The sequence below is a fragment of the Enterobacter sp. PP-008-ECC_S150 genome (genome assembly GCF_045257065.1).
Taxonomy (GTDB): Bacteria; Pseudomonadota; Gammaproteobacteria; order Enterobacterales; family Enterobacteriaceae; genus Enterobacter; species Enterobacter chengduensis.
This window is the reverse complement of the sequence record NZ_JBJHHG010000015.1, coordinates 114808-135376: the sequence shown is the minus strand read 5'-3', so window position 1 is coordinate 135376 and position 20569 is coordinate 114808. Positions and strand designations below refer to the sequence as shown.

Below are 20569 nucleotides of genomic sequence, written 5' to 3'. Positions count from 1 at the left end.
CAAACGCCATGAGCGACGACAATTCACACAGTAGCGACACGACAACCAGTAAAAAGGGATTTTTCTCCCTCATTCTGAACCAGCTTTTCCACGGCGAACCCAAAAACCGTGATGAACTGCTGGAGCTGATTCGTGATTCCGGGCAAAACGACCTTATCGACGAAGATACGCGCGAAATGCTCGAAGGGGTGATGGACATTGCCGACCAGCGCGTCCGCGATATCATGATCCCCCGCTCGCAGATGATCACCCTGAAACGTAACCAGACGCTGGACGAGTGCCTCGATGTCATCATCGAATCCGCCCACTCGCGTTTCCCGGTCATTAGCGAAGACAAAGATCACATCGAAGGGATTTTGATGGCGAAAGATCTGCTGCCGTTTATGCGCAGCGATGCCGAAGCCTTCAGCATGGAAAAAGTGTTACGCCAGGCCGTGGTCGTGCCGGAAAGTAAACGTGTGGATCGGATGCTGAAAGAGTTCCGCTCCCAGCGCTACCACATGGCGATTGTTATTGACGAATTTGGTGGCGTCTCCGGCCTGGTCACGATCGAGGACATCCTCGAGCTGATCGTGGGCGAAATCGAAGACGAGTACGACGAAGAAGAGGATATCGACTTCCGTCAGCTTAGCCGCCACACCTGGACCGTGCGTGCGCTGGCCTCTATCGAGGACTTCAACGACGCCTTCGGAACCCACTTCAGCGATGAAGAGGTCGATACCATTGGCGGGCTGGTGATGCAGGCCTTTGGCCACCTCCCGGCGCGCGGAGAGACCGTTGACATCGACGGTTACCAGTTCAAAGTAGCCATGGCCGACAGCCGACGTATTATACAGGTTCACGTCAGAACGCCGGACGACTCACCGGTGCCAAAACTGGAAGATTAATGTAAATGGCATTTGCCCCATTGCTTGAACGCCAGCGCGTCCGTTTGCTGCTGGCGCTGTTACTCGGAGCCAGCGGTACGCTGGCTTTCTCACCTTACGATATCTGGCCTGCGGCCATTCTCTCCCTGATGGGGCTTCAGGGTCTGACCCTGAACCGTCGCCCGGTGCAGGCTGCCGCGATCGGCTACTTCTGGGGGCTGGGGCTGTTTGGCTCAGGCATCAACTGGGTTTACGTCAGCATCGCGCAGTTTGGCGGTATGCCCGGGCCGGTAAACGTCTTCCTGGTGGTGCTGCTCGCCGCGTATCTCTCGCTCTATATCGGCCTGTTCGCCGGCATCCTTTCTCGCCTGTGGCCAAGAACCACCTGGCTGCGCGTTGCCATTGCCGCACCGGTGGTCTGGCAAATCACCGAGTTCCTGCGCGGCTGGGTGCTGACCGGCTTCCCGTGGCTGCAGTTCGGCTACAGCCAGATTGACGGCCCGCTGAAAGGCCTGGCGCCGGTCATGGGCGTGGAAGCCATCAACTTCCTGCTGATGGCAGTGAGCGGCCTGCTGGTATTAGCGCTTGTCACGCGCGGATGGAAGCCGCTGGCTGTGGCGCTGATACTGTTCGCTCTGCCCTTCCCGCTGCGCTATATCCAGTGGTTCACCCCAGAGCCCGCGCGCGCCATGCAGGTTTCCATGGTGCAGGGAAATATCCCGCAGTCCATGAAGTGGGACGAAAAAGAGCTGCTGAATACGCTGAAGATCTACGCCAACGCCACCGAAGAGGTGATGGGGAAATCGCAGCTGATTATCTGGCCGGAGTCCGCCATTCCCGATCTGGAAATTAACCAGCAGCCGTTCCTCAACATGATGAACGATCTGCTGGTAGCGCGCGGCAGCACGCTGATCACCGGGATCGTCGATGCGCGTCTGAATCAGCAGAACCGCTACGATACCTACAACACCATCATTACCCTCGGCAAAGACAGCGAGTACAGCTACCACTCCACTGACCGGTACAACAAGAACCACCTGGTGCCGTTTGGCGAGTTTGTTCCGCTGGAATCCATTTTGCGCCCGCTGGCCCCGTTCTTTGACCTGCCGATGTCCTCCTTCAGCCGCGGGCCGTACGTTCAGCCCCAGCTGCACGCGCACGGCGCGGCCCTGACGGCGGCCATCTGCTACGAAATTATCCTCGGCGAGCAGGTGCGCGATAACTTCCGCCCGGATACGGACTATCTGCTGACCATCTCTAACGATGCCTGGTTCGGTAAGTCAATCGGCCCGTGGCAGCACTTCCAGATGGCACGCATGCGCGCCCTGGAGCTGGCGCGTCCGCTGCTGCGCAGCACCAACAACGGTATCACCGCCGTAATTGGTCCTCAGGGTGACATTCAGGCGATGATTCCGCAGTTTACCCGTGAGGTGCTGACCGCTAACGTCACGCCAACCACGGGGCTGACGCCCTATGCCCGCACCGGCAACTGGCCGCTGTGGATCCTGACTGCGCTGTTCGGCTTTGGTGCTGTGCTGATGAGCCTGCGTCAGCGTCGTAAATAACCTTCCCTTCTGTTGCCGGGTGGCGGCTACGCCTTACCCGGCCTACTTTCCCATGCTGTAGGTCGGGTAAGGCGTAGCCGCCACCCGACAATTCCCTCCAAATGACCATTCTGGCACGCCTATTGCTTTGTTTATTCAGGTAAACGCCGTTTGGCTTAACGTGCAACCTTGTCGCACCAGCGTAGATCGTCGGTAGCGCCGAAACGGTGCAACGGGAGATTATTGCCTCTGAATGGTGCGGCGCGCTTCGCAAAAATAAACAATAACGCAGCAAAATCTTTACATTAAGCCAGACTAAATGTTAACAAGCTTGCATAACACTGCACTCGCATCGCGCGAGATATAACAACATCACAATGGGTATCAATGCGTCGCTGGCGCTGATAAGAAAGGAGTTGGGTATGCAATTACGTAAACTGGCCACAGCAATGCTGGTTATGGGAATCTCTGCCGGCGTGGTTCACGCTGAAGATGCACCGGCAGCAGGTAGCACTCTCGACAAGATTGCCAAAAACGGCGTCATCGTGGTCGGCCACCGTGAATCCTCTGTTCCGTTCTCGTACTACGACAACACGCAAAAAGTCGTGGGCTATTCACAGGATTACTCCAACGCCATCGTTGAAGCCGTGAAGAAAAAGCTGAACAAACCTGACCTGCAGGTGAAGCTGATCCCCATCACTTCACAGAACCGTATTCCCCTGCTGCAAAACGGCACCTTTGACTTTGAGTGTGGTTCCACCACCAACAACCTCGAGCGCCAGAAACAGGCGGCCTTCTCTGACACCATCTTTGTCGTGGGCACCCGTCTGCTGACGAAGAAAGGTGGCGAAATCAAAGATTTCGCTGACCTGAAAGGCAAAGCGGTCGTGGTGACATCCGGTACCACGTCAGAAGTGCTGCTGCACAAGCTGAACGACGAGAAGAAAATGGATATGCGCATCATCAGCGCGAAAGACCATGGCGACTCCTTCCGTACCCTGGAAAGCGGTCGTGCGGTCGCGTTTATGATGGATGACGCCCTGCTGGCGGGCGAACGTGCAAAAGCGAAGAAACCTGACAACTGGGATATCGTCGGTACCGCGCAGTCGAAAGAAGCCTACGGCTGTATGCTGCGTAAAGACGATCCGCAGTTTAAAAAGCTGATCGATGACACCATCGCCCAGGTGCAGACCTCCGGCGAAGCGGAAAAATGGTTCGACAAGTGGTTCAAGAACCCGATTCCACCAAAAAACCTGAACATGAATTTTGAACTGTCTGACGACATGAAGGCGCTGTTCAAATCTCCAAACGACAAGGCTCTTAACTAATTAGAACAACAGGGGCGGGATCTCCTGCCCTCTCGATTGTCGGGAAGCATGGACAGACTATACGTTGAGTGGTCGTTCCCCACTCAGCACGAAAAATGAGCTTCTCACCAATCTTCGAGGGTAGCGCTGCTACCCTTTTTTTTCTGGAGTTTATTATGTCAATAGACTGGAACTGGGGCATCTTTCTGCAACAAGCCCCGTTCGGCAACACCACCTATCTTGGCTGGCTGTGGAGCGGCTTTCAGGTCACCGTGGCATTATCGATAACGGCGTGGATCATCGCGTTTCTTGTCGGTTCTTTGTTCGGTATTCTGCGCACCGTCCCTAACCGTTTTCTTTCAACACTCGGCACCCTCTATGTGGAACTGTTCCGTAACGTTCCGCTGATCGTGCAGTTCTTTACCTGGTATCTGGTTATCCCGGAACTGCTGCCGGAAAATATTGGCATGTGGTTCAAGTCGGAGCTGGATCCTAACGTGCAGTTCTTTGTCTCCTCCATGATGTGTCTGGGGCTGTTTACCGCTGCGCGCGTTTGCGAGCAGGTGCGTGCCGCTATTCAGTCACTGCCGCGCGGACAAAAAAATGCGGGCCTGGCGATGGGCCTTACCCTGCCACAAACCTACCGCTACGTGCTGCTGCCTAACGCCTACCGCGTTATCGTTCCGCCGATGACCTCCGAGATGATGAACCTGGTGAAGAACTCGGCCATCGCCTCCACGATCGGCCTGGTTGATATGGCCGCGCAGGCGGGCAAGCTGCTGGATTATTCCGCCCACGCGTGGGAATCCTTCACCGCGATCACGCTCGCGTATGTTCTGATTAACGCTTTCATCATGCTGGTGATGAACCTGGTTGAACGCAAAATTCGCCTGCCGGGCAACATGGGGGGCAAATAATGTACGAATTTGACTGGAGTTCTATCGTTCCCTCCATGCCTTACCTGCTGGATGGACTGATGATTACCTTAAAAATCACCGTCATTGCCATCATCGTCGGTATCGTCTGGGGCACCCTGCTGGCCGTCATGCGCCTGTCGAGCTTTAAGCCGCTTGCCTGGTTTGCCACCGCCTACGTTAACGTGTTCCGTTCGATCCCGCTGGTGATGGTGCTGCTGTGGTTTTACCTGATCGTGCCCGGCTTCCTGCAGAACGTGCTGGGGCTGTCGCCGAAAACCGATATCCGTCTGATCTCCGCCATGGTGGCATTCTCAATGTTTGAGGCCGCTTACTACTCGGAGATTATCCGCGCGGGCATTCAGAGCATCTCCCGCGGGCAGTCCAGCGCCGCGCTGGCGCTGGGGATGACGCACTGGCAGTCCATGCAGCTCATTATTCTGCCGCAGGCGTTTCGCGCCATGGTTCCGCTCCTGCTGACCCAGGGTATCGTACTGTTCCAGGATACTTCGCTGGTCTACGTGCTGAGCCTGGCAGACTTCTTCCGTACCGCGTCAACCATCGGTGAGCGTGACGGTACGCAGGTCGAGATGGTGCTCTTTGCGGGTGCGGTCTACTTTGTGATTAGTTTAAGCGCGTCGCTGTTGGTCAGCTGGCTGAAGAAAAGGACGGTATAATGATTTCCCTGAAAAATGTTTCTAAATGGTATGGGCACTTTCAGGTGCTGACCGACTGCTCTACCGAAGTGAAGAAAGGCGACGTGGTGGTGGTGTGCGGGCCGTCCGGCTCCGGTAAATCGACGCTGATCAAAACCGTTAACGGGCTGGAGCCGGTGCAGCAGGGTGAGATCGTCGTCAACGGCACCAAGGTTAACGACAAGAAAACTAACCTCGCCCAGCTTCGCTCTCACGTGGGCATGGTGTTCCAGCATTTTGAGCTGTTCCCTCACCTCTCCATTATTGAGAACCTCACGCTGGCGCAGGTAAAAGTGCTTAAGCGCGATAAAAAAGCGTCGCGCGAGAAAGGTCTGAAGCTCCTGGAACGCGTTGGGCTTTCGGCGCATGCCGATAAGTTCCCGGCGCAGCTGTCCGGCGGCCAGCAGCAGCGTGTGGCGATCGCCCGCGCGCTGTGCATGGATCCGGTGGCGATGCTGTTCGATGAGCCCACGTCGGCGCTCGATCCGGAGATGATCAACGAAGTGCTGGACGTGATGGTCGAGCTGGCGCACGAAGGGATGACGATGATGGTAGTGACCCACGAAATGGGCTTTGCCCGTAAGGTAGCCAACCGCGTGATCTTTATGGATGAAGGGAAGATCGTCGAAGACTCGCCGAAAGAAGAGTTCTTCGCTAACCCGAAATCCGAGCGTGCGAAAGATTTCCTCGCCAAAATCCTGCATTAATCTTCCCGGTGCGCAATCTGCGGATTGCGCACTGCTTCACGCTTTAGCGCTCTTCATCTATTCGGCGTCACATTGCAGCGTTAACCTTGTCACAAAATAACGCTATGAATGGAGAACGCTATGGCACAGCCTATTATTCTCGATTGCGATCCGGGTCATGATGACGCGATCGCGCTCGTTCTTGCACTTGCCTCCCCTGAACTCGACGTCAAAGCCGTCACCTCGTCTGCCGGAAACCAGACGCCGGATAAAACCCTGCGTAACGTTTTGCGCATGCTCACCCTGCTCAATCGCTCCGATATTCCCGTCGCCGGCGGGGCCGTGAAGCCGCTGATGCGCGAGCTGATCATTGCCGACAACGTTCATGGTGAAAGCGGGCTGGACGGTCCGGCGCTGCCGGAGCCAGGCTTTGCGCCGCAAAACTGTACCGCCGTGGAGCTGATGGCGAAGGTGCTGCGCGAGAGCGCGGAGCCCGTTACGCTGGTGGCGACCGGACCACAAACCAACGTGGCGCTGCTGCTGAACGCCCATCCTGAGCTGCACGCTAAAATTGCGCGCATCGTCATCATGGGCGGCGCGATGGGGCTGGGGAACTGGACGCCAGCAGCGGAGTTCAACATTTTCGTGGACCCGGAAGCCGCTGAGATGGTCTTCCAGTCCGGCTTACCGATTGTCATGGCGGGTCTGGACGTTACCCACCGCGCGCAGATTATGGCGGACGATATTGAACGTTTTCGCGCCGTCGGCAATCCGGTTGCGACAACCGCGGCTGAGTTGCTCGACTTTTTTATGGAGTACCATAAGGCTGAGAAATGGGGCTTCCACGGCGCGCCGCTGCACGATCCGTGTACGATTGCCTGGCTACTGAGGCCGGAGATGTTTACCACCGTGGACAGATGGGTGGGCGTTGAGACGCAGGGGAAATACACCCAGGGCATGACGGTGGTGGACTACTATTCGCTGACGGGGAATAAGCCGAATACGACGGTGATGGTGGATATCGACCGGGAGGCATTTGTGGATTTGCTGGCTGAGAGACTGGCTTACTATAGTGCGTAGTGCGGCCTGATGCCCTCACCCCGGCCCTCACGGACAGGGAGAGGGCGAAAACCTGCACTTTTACCTATGGCTCAAACGGCCGACGCTGGAACTGATCGTGCCCGCATTTCGGACACAGCGGCAGGACATCCGGCGTGTACACCGCAATATGGTGGTGACATTTCTCGCACACCAGATTTCCTAGCCCGACCACCTCACCGCTGTGATACACGCCGTGATGGTTCAAATCCTGAAAGACCTCGCGCCACTCCAGCTGCGTTTTATCCGTGATATCGGCGAGTTCCTGCCACAGGCTCTCTTTAATCACCCGCATGAAAACGCTGTCCGTGACCTCCTCCTGACTCTCCTGGTAACTGCGCGCGAACTCTTCCAGATCGCGACGCACGGCGCGCGTCACCTCTTCCACTTCGGTTCGCGTTAACTCACCCGTTTGCGTCACGCGGGCACGCGCCTGCTCCACCAGCGCGTCGATATCGCGCTCGCCGTTACGCAGCCGTTCCGTCAGTGTCGCCACCAGTTCACGGTAAAATTGAGCAACCTTGTTCATCATTTTGCCTCCCGGGTCAGTAACTATTTCTAATAATAGACCTTATTTCATCACCGCTTTGTCAGGTGAAGCACAGACCGGGTAAATTCCTGCAAAGCGCATTTGTGCGAAAGGCTGTTTTGACGCGGGCGTTTGGGCTATGCTATGCGGATCTGAATTACCACATCCATTGGCTACATTTGTAGCTGTATTGAAAACAGGACCACTGGCTGCCATGCAAGAGCAATACCGCCCGGAAGAGATAGAATCAAAAGTCCAGCAACACTGGGACGAGAAGCGCACCTTTGAAGTAACCGAAGACGAGAGCAAAGAGAAGTATTACTGCCTGTCGATGCTTCCCTATCCTTCTGGTCGACTACACATGGGCCACGTGCGCAACTACACCATCGGTGATGTGATTGCGCGCTACCAGCGCATGCTGGGTAAAAACGTCCTGCAGCCTATCGGCTGGGACGCGTTTGGTCTGCCTGCGGAAGGTGCTGCGGTCAAAAACAATACCGCTCCGGCGCCGTGGACGTACGACAACATCGCGTACATGAAAAACCAGCTCAAAATGCTGGGCTTTGGCTATGACTGGAGCCGCGAGCTGGCAACCTGTACACCCGAATACTACCGCTGGGAACAGAAATTCTTCACCGAGCTGTACAAAAAAGGCCTGGTGTACAAGAAGACCTCTGCCGTTAACTGGTGTCCGAATGACCAGACCGTTCTCGCGAACGAACAGGTTATCGACGGCTGCTGCTGGCGCTGCGACACCAAAGTTGAGCGTAAAGAGATCCCACAGTGGTTTATCAAAATCACCGCTTACGCGGACGAGCTGCTGAACGATCTGGATAAGCTGGACCACTGGCCAGATACCGTTAAGACCATGCAGCGCAACTGGATCGGCCGTTCTGAAGGCGTGGAAATTACCTTCAACGTTGAGAACCACGACCAGCCCCTGACCGTCTACACTACCCGTCCGGACACCTTCATGGGCGCGACCTACCTGGCGGTGGCCGCAGGTCACCCGCTGGCGCAGAAAGCGGCGGAGAACAATCCGGAACTGGCGACCTTCATCGATGAGTGCCGCAACACCAAAGTGGCCGAAGCCGATATGGCGACGATGGAGAAAAAAGGGGTTGATACCGGCTTTAAAGCCATTCACCCGCTGACGGGCGAAGCAATCCCCGTCTGGGCCGCCAACTTCGTACTGATGGAGTACGGCACAGGCGCCGTGATGGCCGTTCCGGGTCACGACCAGCGCGACTACGAATTTGCCACCAAATATGGCCTGACCATCAAGCCGGTTATCCTGGCGGCTGACGGTTCTGAACCAGACCTGTCTGAGCAGGCGCTGACTGAAAAAGGCACCCTGTTTAACTCCGGTGAATTCAGCGGCCTGAGCTTCGAAGAGGGCTTCAACGCCATCGCCGATAAGCTGGCGTCTCTGGGCGTGGGCGAGCGTAAAGTTAATTTCCGTCTGCGCGACTGGGGCGTTTCCCGTCAGCGTTACTGGGGTGCGCCAATTCCAATGGTGACGCTGGAAGATGGCACCGTGATGCCAACGCCAGAAGATCAGCTCCCGGTGATCCTGCCGGAAGACGTGGTCATGGACGGTATCACCAGCCCTATCAAGGCCGATCCTGAGTGGGCAAAAACCACCGTTAACGGTCAGCCTGCGCTGCGTGAAACCGATACCTTTGACACCTTTATGGAGTCATCCTGGTACTATGCGCGCTACACCTGCCCGCAGTATCAGGACGGCATGCTGGATTCCAAAGCGGCGAACTACTGGCTGCCGGTAGATATCTACATCGGCGGCATCGAGCACGCCATCATGCACCTGCTCTACTTCCGCTTCTTCCATAAGCTGATGCGCGATGCGGGCATGGTGAACTCTGACGAACCGGCTAAACAGCTGCTGTGTCAGGGCATGGTGCTGGCGGATGCCTTCTACCACGTTGGTGCCAACGGCGAGCGTAACTGGGTTTCTCCGGTTGATGCGATCGTTGAGCGCGATGAGAAGGGCCGTATCGTTAAGGCGAAAGACGCCGAAGGTCATGAACTGGTTTACACCGGCATGAGCAAGATGTCCAAGTCGAAAAACAACGGTATCGACCCGCAGGTGATGGTTGAGCGCTACGGTGCAGATACCGTGCGTCTGTTCATGATGTTTGCCTCTCCGGCGGATATGACCCTTGAGTGGCAGGAATCCGGTGTTGAAGGCGCGAACCGCTTCCTGAAACGCGTCTGGAAACTGGTTTACGAACATACCGCCCAGGGCGATGCTCCGGCGCTGAACGCCGCTGCGCTGACTGAAGATCAGCAGGCGCTGCGTCGCGATGTTCATAAAACGATTGCGAAAGTGACCGATGATATTGGTCGTCGTCAGACCTTCAATACCGCAATTGCGGCTATTATGGAACTGATGAACAAGCTGGCGAAAGCCCCGCAGGACGGCGAGCAGGATCGTGCCTTAATGCGTGAAGCACTGCTGGCCGTTGTTCGCATGCTGAACCCGTTCACGCCGCACGTGAGCTTTACCCTGTGGCAGGAGCTGAAAGGCGAAGGCGATATCGACAACGCGCCGTGGCCGCAGGCTGACGAAGCCGCAATGGTGGAAAACACCACGCTGGTTGTGGTGCAGGTAAACGGCAAAGTTCGCGGTAAAATTACCGTGGCGGTCGATGCAACCGAAGAACAGGTTCGCGAGCGCGCAGGCCAGGAACCTCTGGTCGCAAAATATCTTGAGGGCGTTACCGTACGTAAAGCGATCTACGTACCGGGCAAACTGCTCAATCTGGTCGTTGGCTAAGCGCGGGAGGAAACGTGCGACAACTGGCAACAATACTCTTATCTCTGGCGGTGCTTGTCACCGCTGGCTGTGGCTGGCACCTGCGCAATACCACGGCGGTGCCCGCTGAGATGAAAACGATGATGTTCGACTCATCCGATCCGAATGGTCCACTCAGCCGGGCAATTCGCAATCAGCTGCGTCTGAACGGCGTTGAGCTTGTTGAAAAACAAACGCTGCGTCAGGATGTACCGTCTCTGCGTATTACAGGAAGCGGTCTGTCGAGAGATACAGCGTCAATCTTCCAGGATGGCCGTACCGCAGAGTATCAGATGGTGTTGACGGTCAACGCGGCAGTTCTGATCCCGGGTAAAGACATCTATCCGATCAGCACGAAAGTGTACCGTTCGTTCTTCGATAACCCGCAGACGGCGCTGGCAAAAGATGCCGAACAGCAGATTATCATCAACGAAATGTACGACAAGGCAGCGGAACAGCTGATCCGCAAGCTGCCGAGTATTGCGGCATCAACCAAACAAGGATCTGACATTGTTGAAAAACCGGTTGCTGGCACGCTTCCTGCTGCTACCTCTCTGGGTAAATGATGATCAGGCTGTATCCTGAACAACTCCGCGCGCAGCTCAATGAAGGGCTGCGCGCGGCGTATCTGCTTCTTGGAAACGATCCGCTATTGCTTCAGGAAAGCCTGGATGCCGTGCGGCACGCCGCCGCCGCGCAGGGCTTCGATGAACACCACACCGTCCAACTGGACAACAACACCGACTGGAACGCCCTCTTCTCGCTTTGTCAGGCGATGAGCCTGTTCGCCTCGCGCCAGACGATTCAGATCCTGCTGCCGGACAACGGTCCTAACGCGGCGATGAATGAGCAGCTCGCCACGCTGGTCAGCCTGCTGCACAGCGATCTGCTGTTAATCGTGCGTGGCAACAAGCTCACCAAAGCGCAGGAAAACGCGGCGTGGTTTACCCAGCTCGCGACGCACGCGGTGCTGGTCACCTGTCAGACGCCCGAGCAGGCGCATCTGCCTAAATGGGTAGCCGCGAGAGCGAAGCAGCACAACCTTCAGCTGGATGACGCGGCGAATCAGCTGCTCTGCTACTGCTATGAAGGTAACCTGCTGGCCCTGGCGCAGGCGCTGGACAGACTTTCCCTGCTCTGGCCGGACGGCAAGCTGACCTTGCCGCGCGTCGAGCAGGCCGTTAACGACGCGGCGCACTTCACGCCGTTCCACTGGGTGGACGCGCTGCTGTCGGCAAAAAGCAAACGCGCCCTGCATATTCTGCAACAGCTGCGCCTTGAAGGGAGCGAACCCGTTATTATGCTGCGCACGCTGCAGCGCGAATTACTGCTGCTGATTACGCTCAAGCGTCAGTCTGCCCATACGCCGCTGCGTTCGCTGTTTGATAAACACCGCGTGTGGCAAAACCGCCGCGCAATGACCACCGAGGCCGTCAACCGCCTGAGTCATGAACAGCTTCGTCAGGCGGTACAGCTTCTGATGCGCGCTGAGCTCACGCTAAAGCAGGATTACGGCCAGTCGGTCTGGGCGGAACTGGAAAGCCTTTCACTGCTGCTCTGCCACAAGGCGCTGGCAGACGTTTTTATTGATGGATAGTATGCACTCTTTACAGGCCCTGTATGGCGGCACCTTCGACCCGGTACACTACGGGCATCTGAAGCCGGTTGAAATTCTGGCAAATCTGATTGGTCTTCAGCGCGTCACCATCATGCCCAATAATGTCCCTCCCCATCGCCCGCAGCCCGAGGCAACCAGCGAGCAGCGAAAAGAGATGCTCGCCCTGGCCATCGCCGACAAGCCTCTTTTCCGGCTGGACGAGCGAGAGCTGCGTCGCGACACGCCCTCCTGGACGTCTCAGACGCTTCAGGAATGGCGCGCAGAACAGGGACCAGACCAGCCGCTGGCCTTTATCATCGGCCAGGATTCCCTGCTGAACTTCCCCACGTGGCATCGGTATGAAACCATTCTGGAGAACAGCCATCTGCTCGTCTGCCGCCGTCCGGGCTATCCGCTGACCATGCGCGAAGCGCAGTACCAGCAGTGGCTGGAAGATCATCTCACCGATAACGTAGAAGACCTCCACAGTCAGCCAGCCGGGAAGATCTATCTGGCGGAAACGCCGTGGTTCGATATCTCTGCGACCCTCATTCGCGAGCGTTTACAGCAGGGTCTGGAATGTGACGATCTGCTGCCAGGCGCGGTGCTGGCCTATATCCATAGTCACGGTTTGTATCAGAAAAGCGCAGATGAATAGCCGGAGGGCATAAAAAGCGGCTTATTGTTTATCCTGCCTTGACAGGGTAAGCCATACTGTTATTCTCCGCTGCCAGACTTTCCCGCCAGTCATTGCTTTACAGAAATTGTTTTACAAAAATGGCGATGCAATCTCAGGCGGAGGGTGGGATGATACCCGCCTTCTAAAGCCCGGCCGGAGACATTTGTCCCGACAGAGGCGTGAGTTCAGGTATACTGTCTGGCTACGAATTCAACGTTTTACAATCTCATTCACCCCAGGGGGAAAACTTGCAGGGTAAAGCACTCCAGGATTTTGTTATTGACAAAATTGATGACCTGAAAGGTCAGGACATCATCGCTATCGACGTTAAGGGTAAATCCAGTATTACCGACTGCATGATCATCTGCACCGGTACTTCGACGCGTCATGTTGTTTCAATTGCCGACCACGTGGTTCAGGAATCCCGTGCAGCGGGGCTGTTGCCGCTGGGTGTTGAAGGTGAAGCGACGGCTGACTGGGTGGTTGTCGACCTCGGCGATGTGATTGTCCATGTTATGCAGGACGAGAGCCGTCGCCTGTATGAGCTGGAAAAACTCTGGGGTTAATGCGTGAAGTTGCAGCTGGTCGCCGTCGGCACCAAAATGCCGGACTGGGTACAAACCGGTTTTACTGAATATCTGCGTCGTTTTCCAAAAGACATGCCGTTCGAACTGGTGGAGATCCCCGCCGGAAAGCGCGGCAAGAACGCGGATATCAAACGTATTCTCGATAAAGAGGGCGAACTGATGCTGGCTGCCGCAGGCAAAAACCGCATCGTCACCCTCGATATTCCAGGAAAACCCTGGGATACGCCGCAGCTGGCGCACGAACTGGAGCGCTGGAAGCAGGATGGCCGTGACGTCAGTCTGTTGATTGGCGGACCAGAAGGGTTATCCCCCGCCTGCAAAGCGGCGGCTGAACAAAGTTGGTCCCTCTCCGCGCTGACGCTTCCCCACCCGCTCGTTCGGGTTCTGGTGGCTGAAAGCCTGTATCGCGCGTGGAGCATTACTACCAACCACCCCTATCACCGCGAGTAATGACTGACCAGGGTAGATTAAGCAGCGGATGAAACTACAGAATTCTTTTCGCGACTATACGGCTGAGTCCGCGCTGTTTGTGCGCCGGGCGCTGGTCGCCTTTACCGGGATTTTGCTGCTTACCGGCGTGCTGATCGCCAACCTTTATAATCTGCAAATTGTCCGCTTCACCGACTACCAGACGCGTTCAAACGAAAACCGTATTAAGCTGGTGCCTATCGCACCCAGCCGCGGAATTATCTACGATCGTAACGGCACCCCGCTGGCGTTAAACCGCACCATCTATCAAATCGAGATGATGCCGGAAAAAGTCGATAACGTTCAGGATACGCTGGAAGCGCTCAAAAGCGTTGTCGACCTTAACGATGACGACATCGCCGCCTTCAAAAAAGAGCGCGCTCGCTCTCACCGCTTTACCTCCATTCCGGTTAAAACCAATCTGACGGAAGTCCAGGTGGCCCGCTTTGCGGTGAACCAGTACCGCTTCCCCGGCGTGGAAGTAAAAGGATATAAGCGTCGCTACTACCCCTACGGCTCCGCGCTGACGCATGTCATTGGCTACGTCTCCAAGATTAACGACAAAGACGTCGATCGCCTTGATAAAGACGGCAAGCTGGCCAACTACGCGGCGACGCACGATATCGGTAAGCTGGGCATTGAGCGTTACTACGAGGATGTTCTGCACGGGCAAACGGGCTATGAAGAGGTTGAGGTTAACAACCGTGGCCGCGTGATCCGCCAGCTGAAAGAAGTGCCGCCTCAGGCGGGGCATGACGTCTATCTGACGCTCGACCTTAAGCTACAGCAGTATATCGAAACCCTGCTGGCGGGCAGCCGTGCAGCCGTGGTGGTCACCGATCCTCGAACCGGCGGCATCCTGGCCATGGTCTCTATGCCAAGCTATGACCCAAACCTCTTCGTTGACGGTATTTCCAGTAAAGACTATTCCGGCCTGCTGAATGACCCGAACACGCCGCTGGTAAACCGCGCGACGCAAGGGGTTTACCCGCCTGCATCAACGGTTAAGCCGTACGTGGCGGTCTCTGCGCTGAGTGCCGGCGTTATCAACCGTAATACCAGCCTGTTTGACCCGGGCTGGTGGCAGCTGCCAGGTTCCGATAAGCGCTACCGCGACTGGAAAAAATGGGGCCACGGTCATCTGAACGTCACCAAATCGCTGGAGGAGTCTGCGGATACCTTCTTCTATCAGGTGGCATATGACATGGGTATCGACCGCCTGTCAGAGTGGATGAGTAAATTCGGCTACGGGCATTACACCGGCGTTGACCTTTCAGAAGAACGTTCAGGCAACATGCCAACGCGCGAATGGAAGCTGAAGCGCTTTAAGAAACCGTGGTACCAGGGTGACACCATTCCGGTCGGTATCGGCCAGGGCTACTGGACGGCAACGCCGCTGCAGATGAACAAGGCCATGATGATCCTCATCAATGACGGCGTGGTGAAAGTGCCCCATCTGCTGCAAAGCACGGTTGAAGACGGCAAAAAAGTGCCGTGGAACCAGCCGCACGAGGCGCCCGTGGGTGACATTCATTCCGGCTTCTGGGAAATTGCGAAAGACGGTATGTACGGCGTGGCAAACCGTCCGAACGGGACCGCGCATAAGTACTTCGCCGGTGCGCCGTACAAGGTGGCCGCGAAATCCGGTACTGCGCAGGTGTTTGGTCTGAAAGCCAACGAAACCTATAACGCGCACCGCATTGCTGAACGTCTGCGTGACCATAAGCTGATGACGGCGTTTGCCCCTTATGATAACCCGCAGGTCGCGGTGGCGATGATTCTGGAGAACGGCGGTGCCGGGCCAGCGGTCGGGACCATCATGCGCCAGATCCTTGACCACATTATGCTGGGTGATAACAACACCGAACTGCCGGCTGAAAACCCGGCCGCCGCTGCGGCGGAGGACCAATAATCATGACGGATAATCCAAATAAAAAATCGCTGTGGGACAAAATCCACATCGACCCAGCCATGCTGCTGATCCTGCTGGCGCTGCTGGTTTACAGCGCCCTGGTTATCTGGAGCGCCAGCGGCCAGGACATCGGGATGATGGAGCGTAAGATCGGCCAGATCGCGATGGGTCTGATCATTATGGTGGTGATGGCGCAAATCCCGCCGCGCGTCTACGAAGGCTGGGCGCCCTACCTCTACATCTTCTGTATTATTTTGCTGGTTGCGGTAGATGCGTTTGGCGCTATTTCAAAAGGGGCGCAGCGCTGGCTGGATCTGGGTATTGTCCGCTTCCAGCCCTCGGAGATTGCCAAAATCGCCGTTCCGCTGATGGTGGCGCGCTTTATCAACCGCGACGTCTGTCCGCCGTCGCTAAAAAATACCGCCATCGCGCTGGTGCTCATTTTCCTGCCGACGCTGCTGGTTGCGGCGCAGCCTGACCTTGGCACCTCAATCCTTATCGCCCTCTCCGGCCTGTTTGTCCTCTTCCTGTCGGGCCTGAGCTGGCGCCTGATCGGTATCGCGGTGGTGCTGATTGCGGCGTTCATCCCTATCCTCTGGTTCTTCCTGATGCATGATTACCAGCGCCAGCGCGTCATGATGCTGCTCGATCCGGAAACCGATCCGCTCGGCGCGGGCTATCATATTATTCAGTCCAAGATTGCGATTGGCTCCGGCGGGCTGCGCGGTAAGGGCTGGCTGCACGGCACGCAGTCGCAGCTGGAATTTTTACCGGAACGCCATACCGACTTTATCTTTGCCGTACTGGCGGAAGAGCTGGGGCTGGTGGGCATCCTGATACTCCTGGCGCTGTACGTCCTGCTGATCATGCGGGGATTGTGGATTGCCGCACGCGCGCAAACCACCTTTGGTCGCGTCATGGCGGGCGGGTTGATGCTGATTTTATTCGTTTATGTCTTCGTAAATATTGGTATGGTGAGTGGTATTCTGCCGGTGGTAGGCGTACCGCTGCCGCTGGTGAGTTACGGAGGCTCGGCACTGATCGTGTTGATGGCCGGGTTTGGTATCGTGATGTCGATCCATACCCACAGAAAAATGTTGTCAAAAAGCGTATAAAAATAAGGGGATCGGAATGCGTAAGCAGTGGCTGGGGATCTGCATTGCGGCAAGTTTACTTGCGGCCTGCACAAGTGATGATGGTCAGCAACAGGCAACCGTCGCGCCGCCGCAGCCTGCGGTGTGTAATGGCCCGATCGTTGAAATCAGCGGTGCCGATCCCGTTTATGAACCGCTGAATGCCAGTGCGAATCAGGATTACCAGCGCGATGGCAAAAGCTACAAAATTGTTCAGGACCCTTCCCGTTTCAGTCAGGCGGGCTTTGCCGCCATTTATGACGCCGAGCCGGGCAGTAACCTGACGGCCTCCGGGGAAGCGTTCGACCCCATGCAGCTGACGGCGGCACACCCGACGCTGCCGATTCCGAGCTACGCCCGCATCACCAACCTGGCGAATGGGCGCATGATCGTCGTGCGTATCAACGACCGCGGCCCTTACGGAAATGACCGGGTGATTTCCCTGTCGCGCGCGTCCGCCGATCGCCTGAACACCTCGAACAACACCAAAGTCCGCATTGACCCGATTATCGTCGCGCAGGACGGCTCGCTTTCCGGGCCGGGTACCGCGTGTACGACGGTAGCGAAGCAGACCTATGCCCTTCCCGACCGCCCAAATCTTGACGGCGGAATGGGCAGCGTTTCATCTCCAGCCGAGCCTGCTCAGCCGGGGGGAGAAATACGCCCAATCAGCAACGACACGCTGCAAAGCGAGGATTCAACGGGCGCGCCGGTAAAGAGCAGCGGCTTTCTTGGCGCACCGACGACGTTAGCCTCGGGCGTGCTGGAAGGCAGTGAGCCTGCGCCGGTTGCTGCACCAGCGACGCAACCGGCCCCTGTAACCGCGCCAGTGGCTACGCAAAGTGCAGCGGTGGCAGCACCCGCAGCGGCCAGCGGAAGCTATGTGGTTCAGGTCGGCGCAGTAAGCGATCAGGCCCGGGCCAAACAGTATCAGCAGCGTCTGAGCCAGCAGTTTGGCGTACCCGGACGCGTTGAGCAGAACGGCGCGGTCTGGCGTATTCAGATGGGGCCGTTTGCCAGCAAACCGCAGGCTGCGTCCCTGCAGCAGCGCCTGCAGAATGAAGCTCAGCTTCAGTCATTTATCGCTGTTGCGAAATAATTAACCGGCGGTATCCGAATTGTCAGTTTGTGTAAAATACATTCACAAACTCATGCTTAAAGTCGGATGCCTGCCTGAATAGCATTTGCTATAGTAAGGCACTTTTTTTAATTCCATCACGGATGTCGTAGTTCTGACCATGAAGACCACTTTTTCTGCTCGTTTTGTGCAGCGCATGGCGCTGACCACGGCCCTTTGCGCGGCTGCGCTCTCTGCAGCTCACGCCGATGACCTGAATATCAAGACCATGATCCCTGGCGTTCCGCAAATCGACGCGGAATCCTACATCCTGATCGATTACAACTCTGGCAAAGTGCTGGCAGAACAGAATGCCGATGCCCGCCGTGACCCGGCCAGCCTGACCAAAATGATGACCAGCTACGTTATCGGCCAGGCGATGAAGGCAGGTAAATTTAAAGAATCGGATCTCGTCACCATCGGCAACGATGCGTGGGCAACCGGGAACCCGGTTTTCAAAGGTTCCTCGCTGATGTTCCTGAAGCCGGGTATGCAGGTTCCGGTTTCCCAGCTGATTCGCGGTATCAACCTGCAGTCGGGTAACGATGCCTGCGTGGCGATGGCCGATTTCGCCGCCGGTAGCCAGGATGCTTTCGTGGGCCTGATGAACAGCTACGTGAACGCGCTGGGTCTGAAAAACAGCCATTTCCAGACCGTACACGGCCTGGATGCAGACGGTCAGTACAGCTCCGCGCGCGACATGGCGCTGATTGGTCAGGCGCTGATCCGTGATGTTCCTAATGAATACTCTATCTACAAAGAGAAAGAGTTCACCTTCAACGGCATTCGTCAGACCAACCGTAACGGCCTGCTGTGGGATAACAGCCTGAACGTCGACGGCATTAAAACTGGCCACACCGACAAAGCGGGCTACAACCTGGTGGCCTCTGCCACTGAAGGTCAGATGCGTCTGATCTCTGCCGTGATGGGCGGCCGCACCTTTAAAGGTCGTGAGACAGAAAGCAAAAAGCTGCTGACCTGGGGCTTCCGTTTCTTCGAAACCGTGAATCCACTGAAAGCAGGCAAAGAGTTTGCGTCTGAACCCGTCTGGTTCGGCGACAACGACCGTGCTTCTCTCGGCGTTGACAAAGACCTTTACCTGACCATTCCGCGCGGTCGTATGAAGGATCTGAAAGCCAGCTACGTGCTTAACAGCACCGAGCTGCACGCTCCGCTGCAGAAAAACCAGGTTGTGGGCACCATCAACTTCCAGCTGGATGGTAAAACAATCGATCAGCGTCCGCTGGTGGTTCTGCAAGAAATTCCTGAAGGCAATTTCTTCGGCAAAATCATTGATTACATTAAATTGATGTTCCACCACTGGTTTGGTTAAAAATCGAACACTTGAAAGTGTGATTTTGATCCCCATATACTAAGTATCCTGATAACTCCCACCTGACGTGGGAGTTATTATTTTTTGACGTTACGCCGGAGCTGACATGAAAACCAAACTTAACGAACTGCTTGAATTCCCTACCCCATTTACCTACAAAGTAATGGGTCTGGCGAAACCTGAGCTGGTTGATCAGGTGGTTGAAGTGGTACAGCGCCATGCGCCGGGTGACTACTCTCCGTCAGTAAAACCAAGCAGCAAGGGCAACTACCACTCGGTTTCTATTACCATCACTGCGACACACATTGAGCAGGTTGAGACGCTGTACGAAGAGCTCGGCAATATCGAAATTGTTCGCATGGTGCTGTAGTCCCTTTGCGGTTACCCGGTTTGCCGGGTAACCCCTCTCCCCCGCTGTGATATACTCCCCCCACACTTTTGTCCCTCGTCTTCGGAGACGCAGTTTTGTATCAGGATAAAATTCTGGTCCGTCACCTCGGGCTGCAACCTTATGAGCCTGTCTCCCAGGCCATGCATGACTTCACCGATTCACGCGATGACAGCACCCCAGATGAGATTTGGCTGGTCGAACACCTGCCGGTCTTTACGCAGGGTCAGGCCGGTAAAGCGGAACATCTGCTGATGACGGGAGATATCCCGGTTATCCAGAGCGATCGCGGTGGTCAGGTGACTTATCATGGGCCCGGACAGCAGGTGATGTACGTCCTGCTTAATCTGAAACGCCGAAAGCTGGGCGTGCGAGAGCTGGTCACTCTGCTAGAACAGACTGTCGTCAACACGCTGGCGGAGTATGGCATTGACGCGCACCCGCGAGCCGATGCGCCGGGCGTCTACGTTGGGGAAATGAAGATCTGCTCCCTGGGCCTACGTATCCGTAAGGGCTGCTCATTCCATGGTCTGGCATTGAATATTAATATGGATCTCGCGCCTTTCCAGCGCATAAACCCCTGCGGCTACGCCGGCATGGAAATGACGCAAATGTGCCAGTGGGTTAACACCGCTACGCCTGAAAATATTCGTCCCGTGCTCTTGAAGAACGTGTTAGCGCTACTTAACAATCCCCCGCACGAATATATCCTTGCTTAATATATCGTACAACAGGGCTCGATAATTTGACGGGCCACTGTTTATTTACCGCTTTTGCACTTTACAATAATCCACAGATTCTATATTTTCGAAGCGCCCGAATATTACCGCTACATATTATTTAGCCTCCAGCAAGCACAGCAAACACGGCATAAGTAACGTGAGCAATTATCACACAAGTG

The 20569-nt window shown here is 56.1% G+C and carries 20 protein-coding genes; 19 read left to right on the top strand and 1 reads right to left on the bottom strand.

Features of this window, described 5'->3' with window-relative positions:
* The first annotated feature begins 8 nt into the window (after positions 1-8).
* The 7 genes from corC (at position 9) to rihA (ending at position 7092) form a co-directional block, all read left to right on the top strand.
* On the top strand, positions 9-887 hold the full coding sequence (gene corC / locus ACJBF3_RS17025) for a CNNM family magnesium/cobalt transport protein CorC (RefSeq protein WP_021242574.1): 879 nt from the start codon (positions 9-11) through the stop codon (positions 885-887).
* A gap of 5 nt (positions 888-892) precedes the next feature.
* A complete protein-coding gene (gene lnt / locus ACJBF3_RS17020) occupies positions 893-2431 on the top strand; it encodes an apolipoprotein N-acyltransferase (protein WP_045325768.1) in 1539 nt (512 codons plus the stop codon).
* Positions 2432-2832: 401 nt separating this feature from the next.
* Positions 2833-3738, top strand: coding sequence for an amino acid ABC transporter substrate-binding protein (locus ACJBF3_RS17015; RefSeq protein ID WP_045325766.1), 906 nt, complete (start codon positions 2833-2835; stop codon positions 3736-3738).
* Positions 3739-3893: 155 nt separating this feature from the next.
* Entirely contained in the window at positions 3894-4634 is a 741-nt protein-coding gene (gene gltJ, locus ACJBF3_RS17010) for a glutamate/aspartate ABC transporter permease GltJ (RefSeq protein ID WP_008501048.1), read from the top strand.
* Positions 4634-5308: a glutamate/aspartate ABC transporter permease GltK gene (gltK, locus tag ACJBF3_RS17005; RefSeq protein ID WP_032649550.1), complete on the top strand. Its 675-nt coding sequence runs from the start codon at positions 4634-4636 to the stop codon at positions 5306-5308. The genes gltJ and gltK overlap by 1 nt, the downstream gene beginning before the upstream one ends.
* Complete coding sequence (locus ACJBF3_RS17000) at positions 5308-6033, top strand: amino acid ABC transporter ATP-binding protein (protein ID WP_014883001.1); 726 nt, start codon at positions 5308-5310, stop codon at positions 6031-6033. Before gltK ends, ACJBF3_RS17000 begins: the two co-directional genes overlap by 1 nt.
* 120 nt (positions 6034-6153) lie before the next feature.
* Entirely contained in the window at positions 6154-7092 is a 939-nt protein-coding gene (gene rihA, locus ACJBF3_RS16995) for a pyrimidine-specific ribonucleoside hydrolase RihA (protein ID WP_045325763.1), read from the top strand.
* A 64-nt stretch (positions 7093-7156) separates the two neighbouring features.
* On the opposite strand, the gene ACJBF3_RS16990 is transcribed toward rihA, so the two are convergent.
* A complete protein-coding gene (locus ACJBF3_RS16990) occupies positions 7157-7639 on the bottom strand; it encodes a zinc ribbon-containing protein (RefSeq protein ID WP_032642499.1) in 483 nt (160 codons plus the stop codon).
* 214 nt (positions 7640-7853) lie between these two features.
* On the opposite strand from ACJBF3_RS16990, the gene leuS reads away from it, so the two are divergent.
* The 12 genes from leuS (at position 7854) to lipB (ending at position 20387) form a co-directional block, all read left to right on the top strand.
* Positions 7854-10436 carry a leucine--tRNA ligase gene (gene leuS / locus ACJBF3_RS16985; RefSeq protein WP_045325760.1) on the top strand — a complete coding sequence of 861 codons (2583 nt, stop codon included), beginning with the start codon at positions 7854-7856 and terminating at the stop codon, positions 10434-10436.
* A gap of 14 nt (positions 10437-10450) precedes the next feature.
* Positions 10451-11020: an LPS assembly lipoprotein LptE gene (gene lptE / locus ACJBF3_RS16980; RefSeq protein WP_045325758.1), complete on the top strand. Its 570-nt coding sequence runs from the start codon at positions 10451-10453 to the stop codon at positions 11018-11020.
* Positions 11020-12051, top strand: coding sequence for a DNA polymerase III subunit delta (holA, locus tag ACJBF3_RS16975; RefSeq protein ID WP_045325756.1), 1032 nt, complete (start codon positions 11020-11022; stop codon positions 12049-12051). The genes lptE and holA overlap by 1 nt, the downstream gene beginning before the upstream one ends.
* Complete coding sequence (gene nadD, locus ACJBF3_RS16970) at positions 12044-12709, top strand: nicotinate-nucleotide adenylyltransferase (protein ID WP_045325753.1); 666 nt, start codon at positions 12044-12046, stop codon at positions 12707-12709. Before holA ends, nadD begins: the two co-directional genes overlap by 8 nt.
* A gap of 269 nt (positions 12710-12978) precedes the next feature.
* A complete protein-coding gene (gene rsfS, locus ACJBF3_RS16965; protein WP_023334893.1) occupies positions 12979-13296 on the top strand; it encodes a ribosome silencing factor in 318 nt (105 codons plus the stop codon).
* 3 nt (positions 13297-13299) lie between these two features.
* Positions 13300-13767, top strand: a complete 468-nt coding sequence (gene rlmH, locus ACJBF3_RS16960; RefSeq protein ID WP_003858701.1) for a 23S rRNA (pseudouridine(1915)-N(3))-methyltransferase RlmH — start codon at positions 13300-13302, stop codon at positions 13765-13767.
* 28 nt (positions 13768-13795) lie between these two features.
* Positions 13796-15697: a peptidoglycan DD-transpeptidase MrdA gene (gene mrdA / locus ACJBF3_RS16955; RefSeq protein ID WP_045325750.1), complete on the top strand. Its 1902-nt coding sequence runs from the start codon at positions 13796-13798 to the stop codon at positions 15695-15697.
* Between the two features lie 2 nt (positions 15698-15699).
* A complete protein-coding gene (mrdB, locus tag ACJBF3_RS16950) occupies positions 15700-16812 on the top strand; it encodes a peptidoglycan glycosyltransferase MrdB (RefSeq protein WP_008501037.1) in 1113 nt (370 codons plus the stop codon).
* 16 nt (positions 16813-16828) lie between these two features.
* The gene (rlpA, locus tag ACJBF3_RS16945) at positions 16829-17929 is read left to right on the top strand and encodes an endolytic peptidoglycan transglycosylase RlpA (RefSeq protein WP_045325748.1); all 1101 of its coding nucleotides are present in this window, start codon (positions 16829-16831) and stop codon (positions 17927-17929) included.
* 139 nt (positions 17930-18068) lie between these two features.
* Complete coding sequence (dacA, locus tag ACJBF3_RS16940) at positions 18069-19280, top strand: D-alanyl-D-alanine carboxypeptidase DacA (protein WP_032638844.1); 1212 nt, start codon at positions 18069-18071, stop codon at positions 19278-19280.
* 106 nt (positions 19281-19386) lie between these two features.
* A complete protein-coding gene (ybeD, locus tag ACJBF3_RS16935) occupies positions 19387-19650 on the top strand; it encodes a DUF493 family protein YbeD (protein ID WP_003858718.1) in 264 nt (87 codons plus the stop codon).
* Positions 19651-19745: 95 nt separating this feature from the next.
* Positions 19746-20387, top strand: a complete 642-nt coding sequence (gene lipB, locus ACJBF3_RS16930) for a lipoyl(octanoyl) transferase LipB (RefSeq protein WP_045325745.1) — start codon at positions 19746-19748, stop codon at positions 20385-20387.
* Positions 20388-20569 lie beyond the last annotated feature (182 nt).

Bases quoted from the DNA above. Each gene is read 5' to 3' on its own strand.
- gltJ (WP_008501048.1), top strand. From the start codon at position 3,894: ATGTCAATAGACTGGAACTGGGGCATCTTTCTGCAACAAGCCCCGTTC.
- mrdA (WP_045325750.1), top strand. From the start codon at position 13,796: ATGAAACTACAGAATTCTTTTCGCGACTATACGGCTGAGTCCGCGCTG.
- nadD (WP_045325753.1), top strand. From the start codon at position 12,044: ATGGATAGTATGCACTCTTTACAGGCCCTGTATGGCGGCACCTTCGAC.
- dacA (WP_032638844.1), top strand. From the start codon at position 18,069: ATGAAGACCACTTTTTCTGCTCGTTTTGTGCAGCGCATGGCGCTGACC.
- rlpA (WP_045325748.1), top strand. From the start codon at position 16,829: ATGCGTAAGCAGTGGCTGGGGATCTGCATTGCGGCAAGTTTACTTGCG.
- ybeD (WP_003858718.1), top strand. From the start codon at position 19,387: ATGAAAACCAAACTTAACGAACTGCTTGAATTCCCTACCCCATTTACC.
- mrdB (WP_008501037.1), top strand. From the start codon at position 15,700: ATGACGGATAATCCAAATAAAAAATCGCTGTGGGACAAAATCCACATC.
- gltK (WP_032649550.1), top strand. From the start codon at position 4,634: ATGTACGAATTTGACTGGAGTTCTATCGTTCCCTCCATGCCTTACCTG.
- leuS (WP_045325760.1), top strand. From the start codon at position 7,854: ATGCAAGAGCAATACCGCCCGGAAGAGATAGAATCAAAAGTCCAGCAA.
- corC (WP_021242574.1), top strand. From the start codon at position 9: ATGAGCGACGACAATTCACACAGTAGCGACACGACAACCAGTAAAAAG.
- lnt (WP_045325768.1), top strand. From the start codon at position 893: ATGGCATTTGCCCCATTGCTTGAACGCCAGCGCGTCCGTTTGCTGCTG.
- ACJBF3_RS17015 (WP_045325766.1), top strand. From the start codon at position 2,833: ATGCAATTACGTAAACTGGCCACAGCAATGCTGGTTATGGGAATCTCT.
- ACJBF3_RS17000 (WP_014883001.1), top strand. From the start codon at position 5,308: ATGATTTCCCTGAAAAATGTTTCTAAATGGTATGGGCACTTTCAGGTG.
- ACJBF3_RS16990 (WP_032642499.1), bottom strand. From the start codon at position 7,639: ATGAACAAGGTTGCTCAATTTTACCGTGAACTGGTGGCGACACTGACG.
- rihA (WP_045325763.1), top strand. From the start codon at position 6,154: ATGGCACAGCCTATTATTCTCGATTGCGATCCGGGTCATGATGACGCG.
- holA (WP_045325756.1), top strand. From the start codon at position 11,020: ATGATCAGGCTGTATCCTGAACAACTCCGCGCGCAGCTCAATGAAGGG.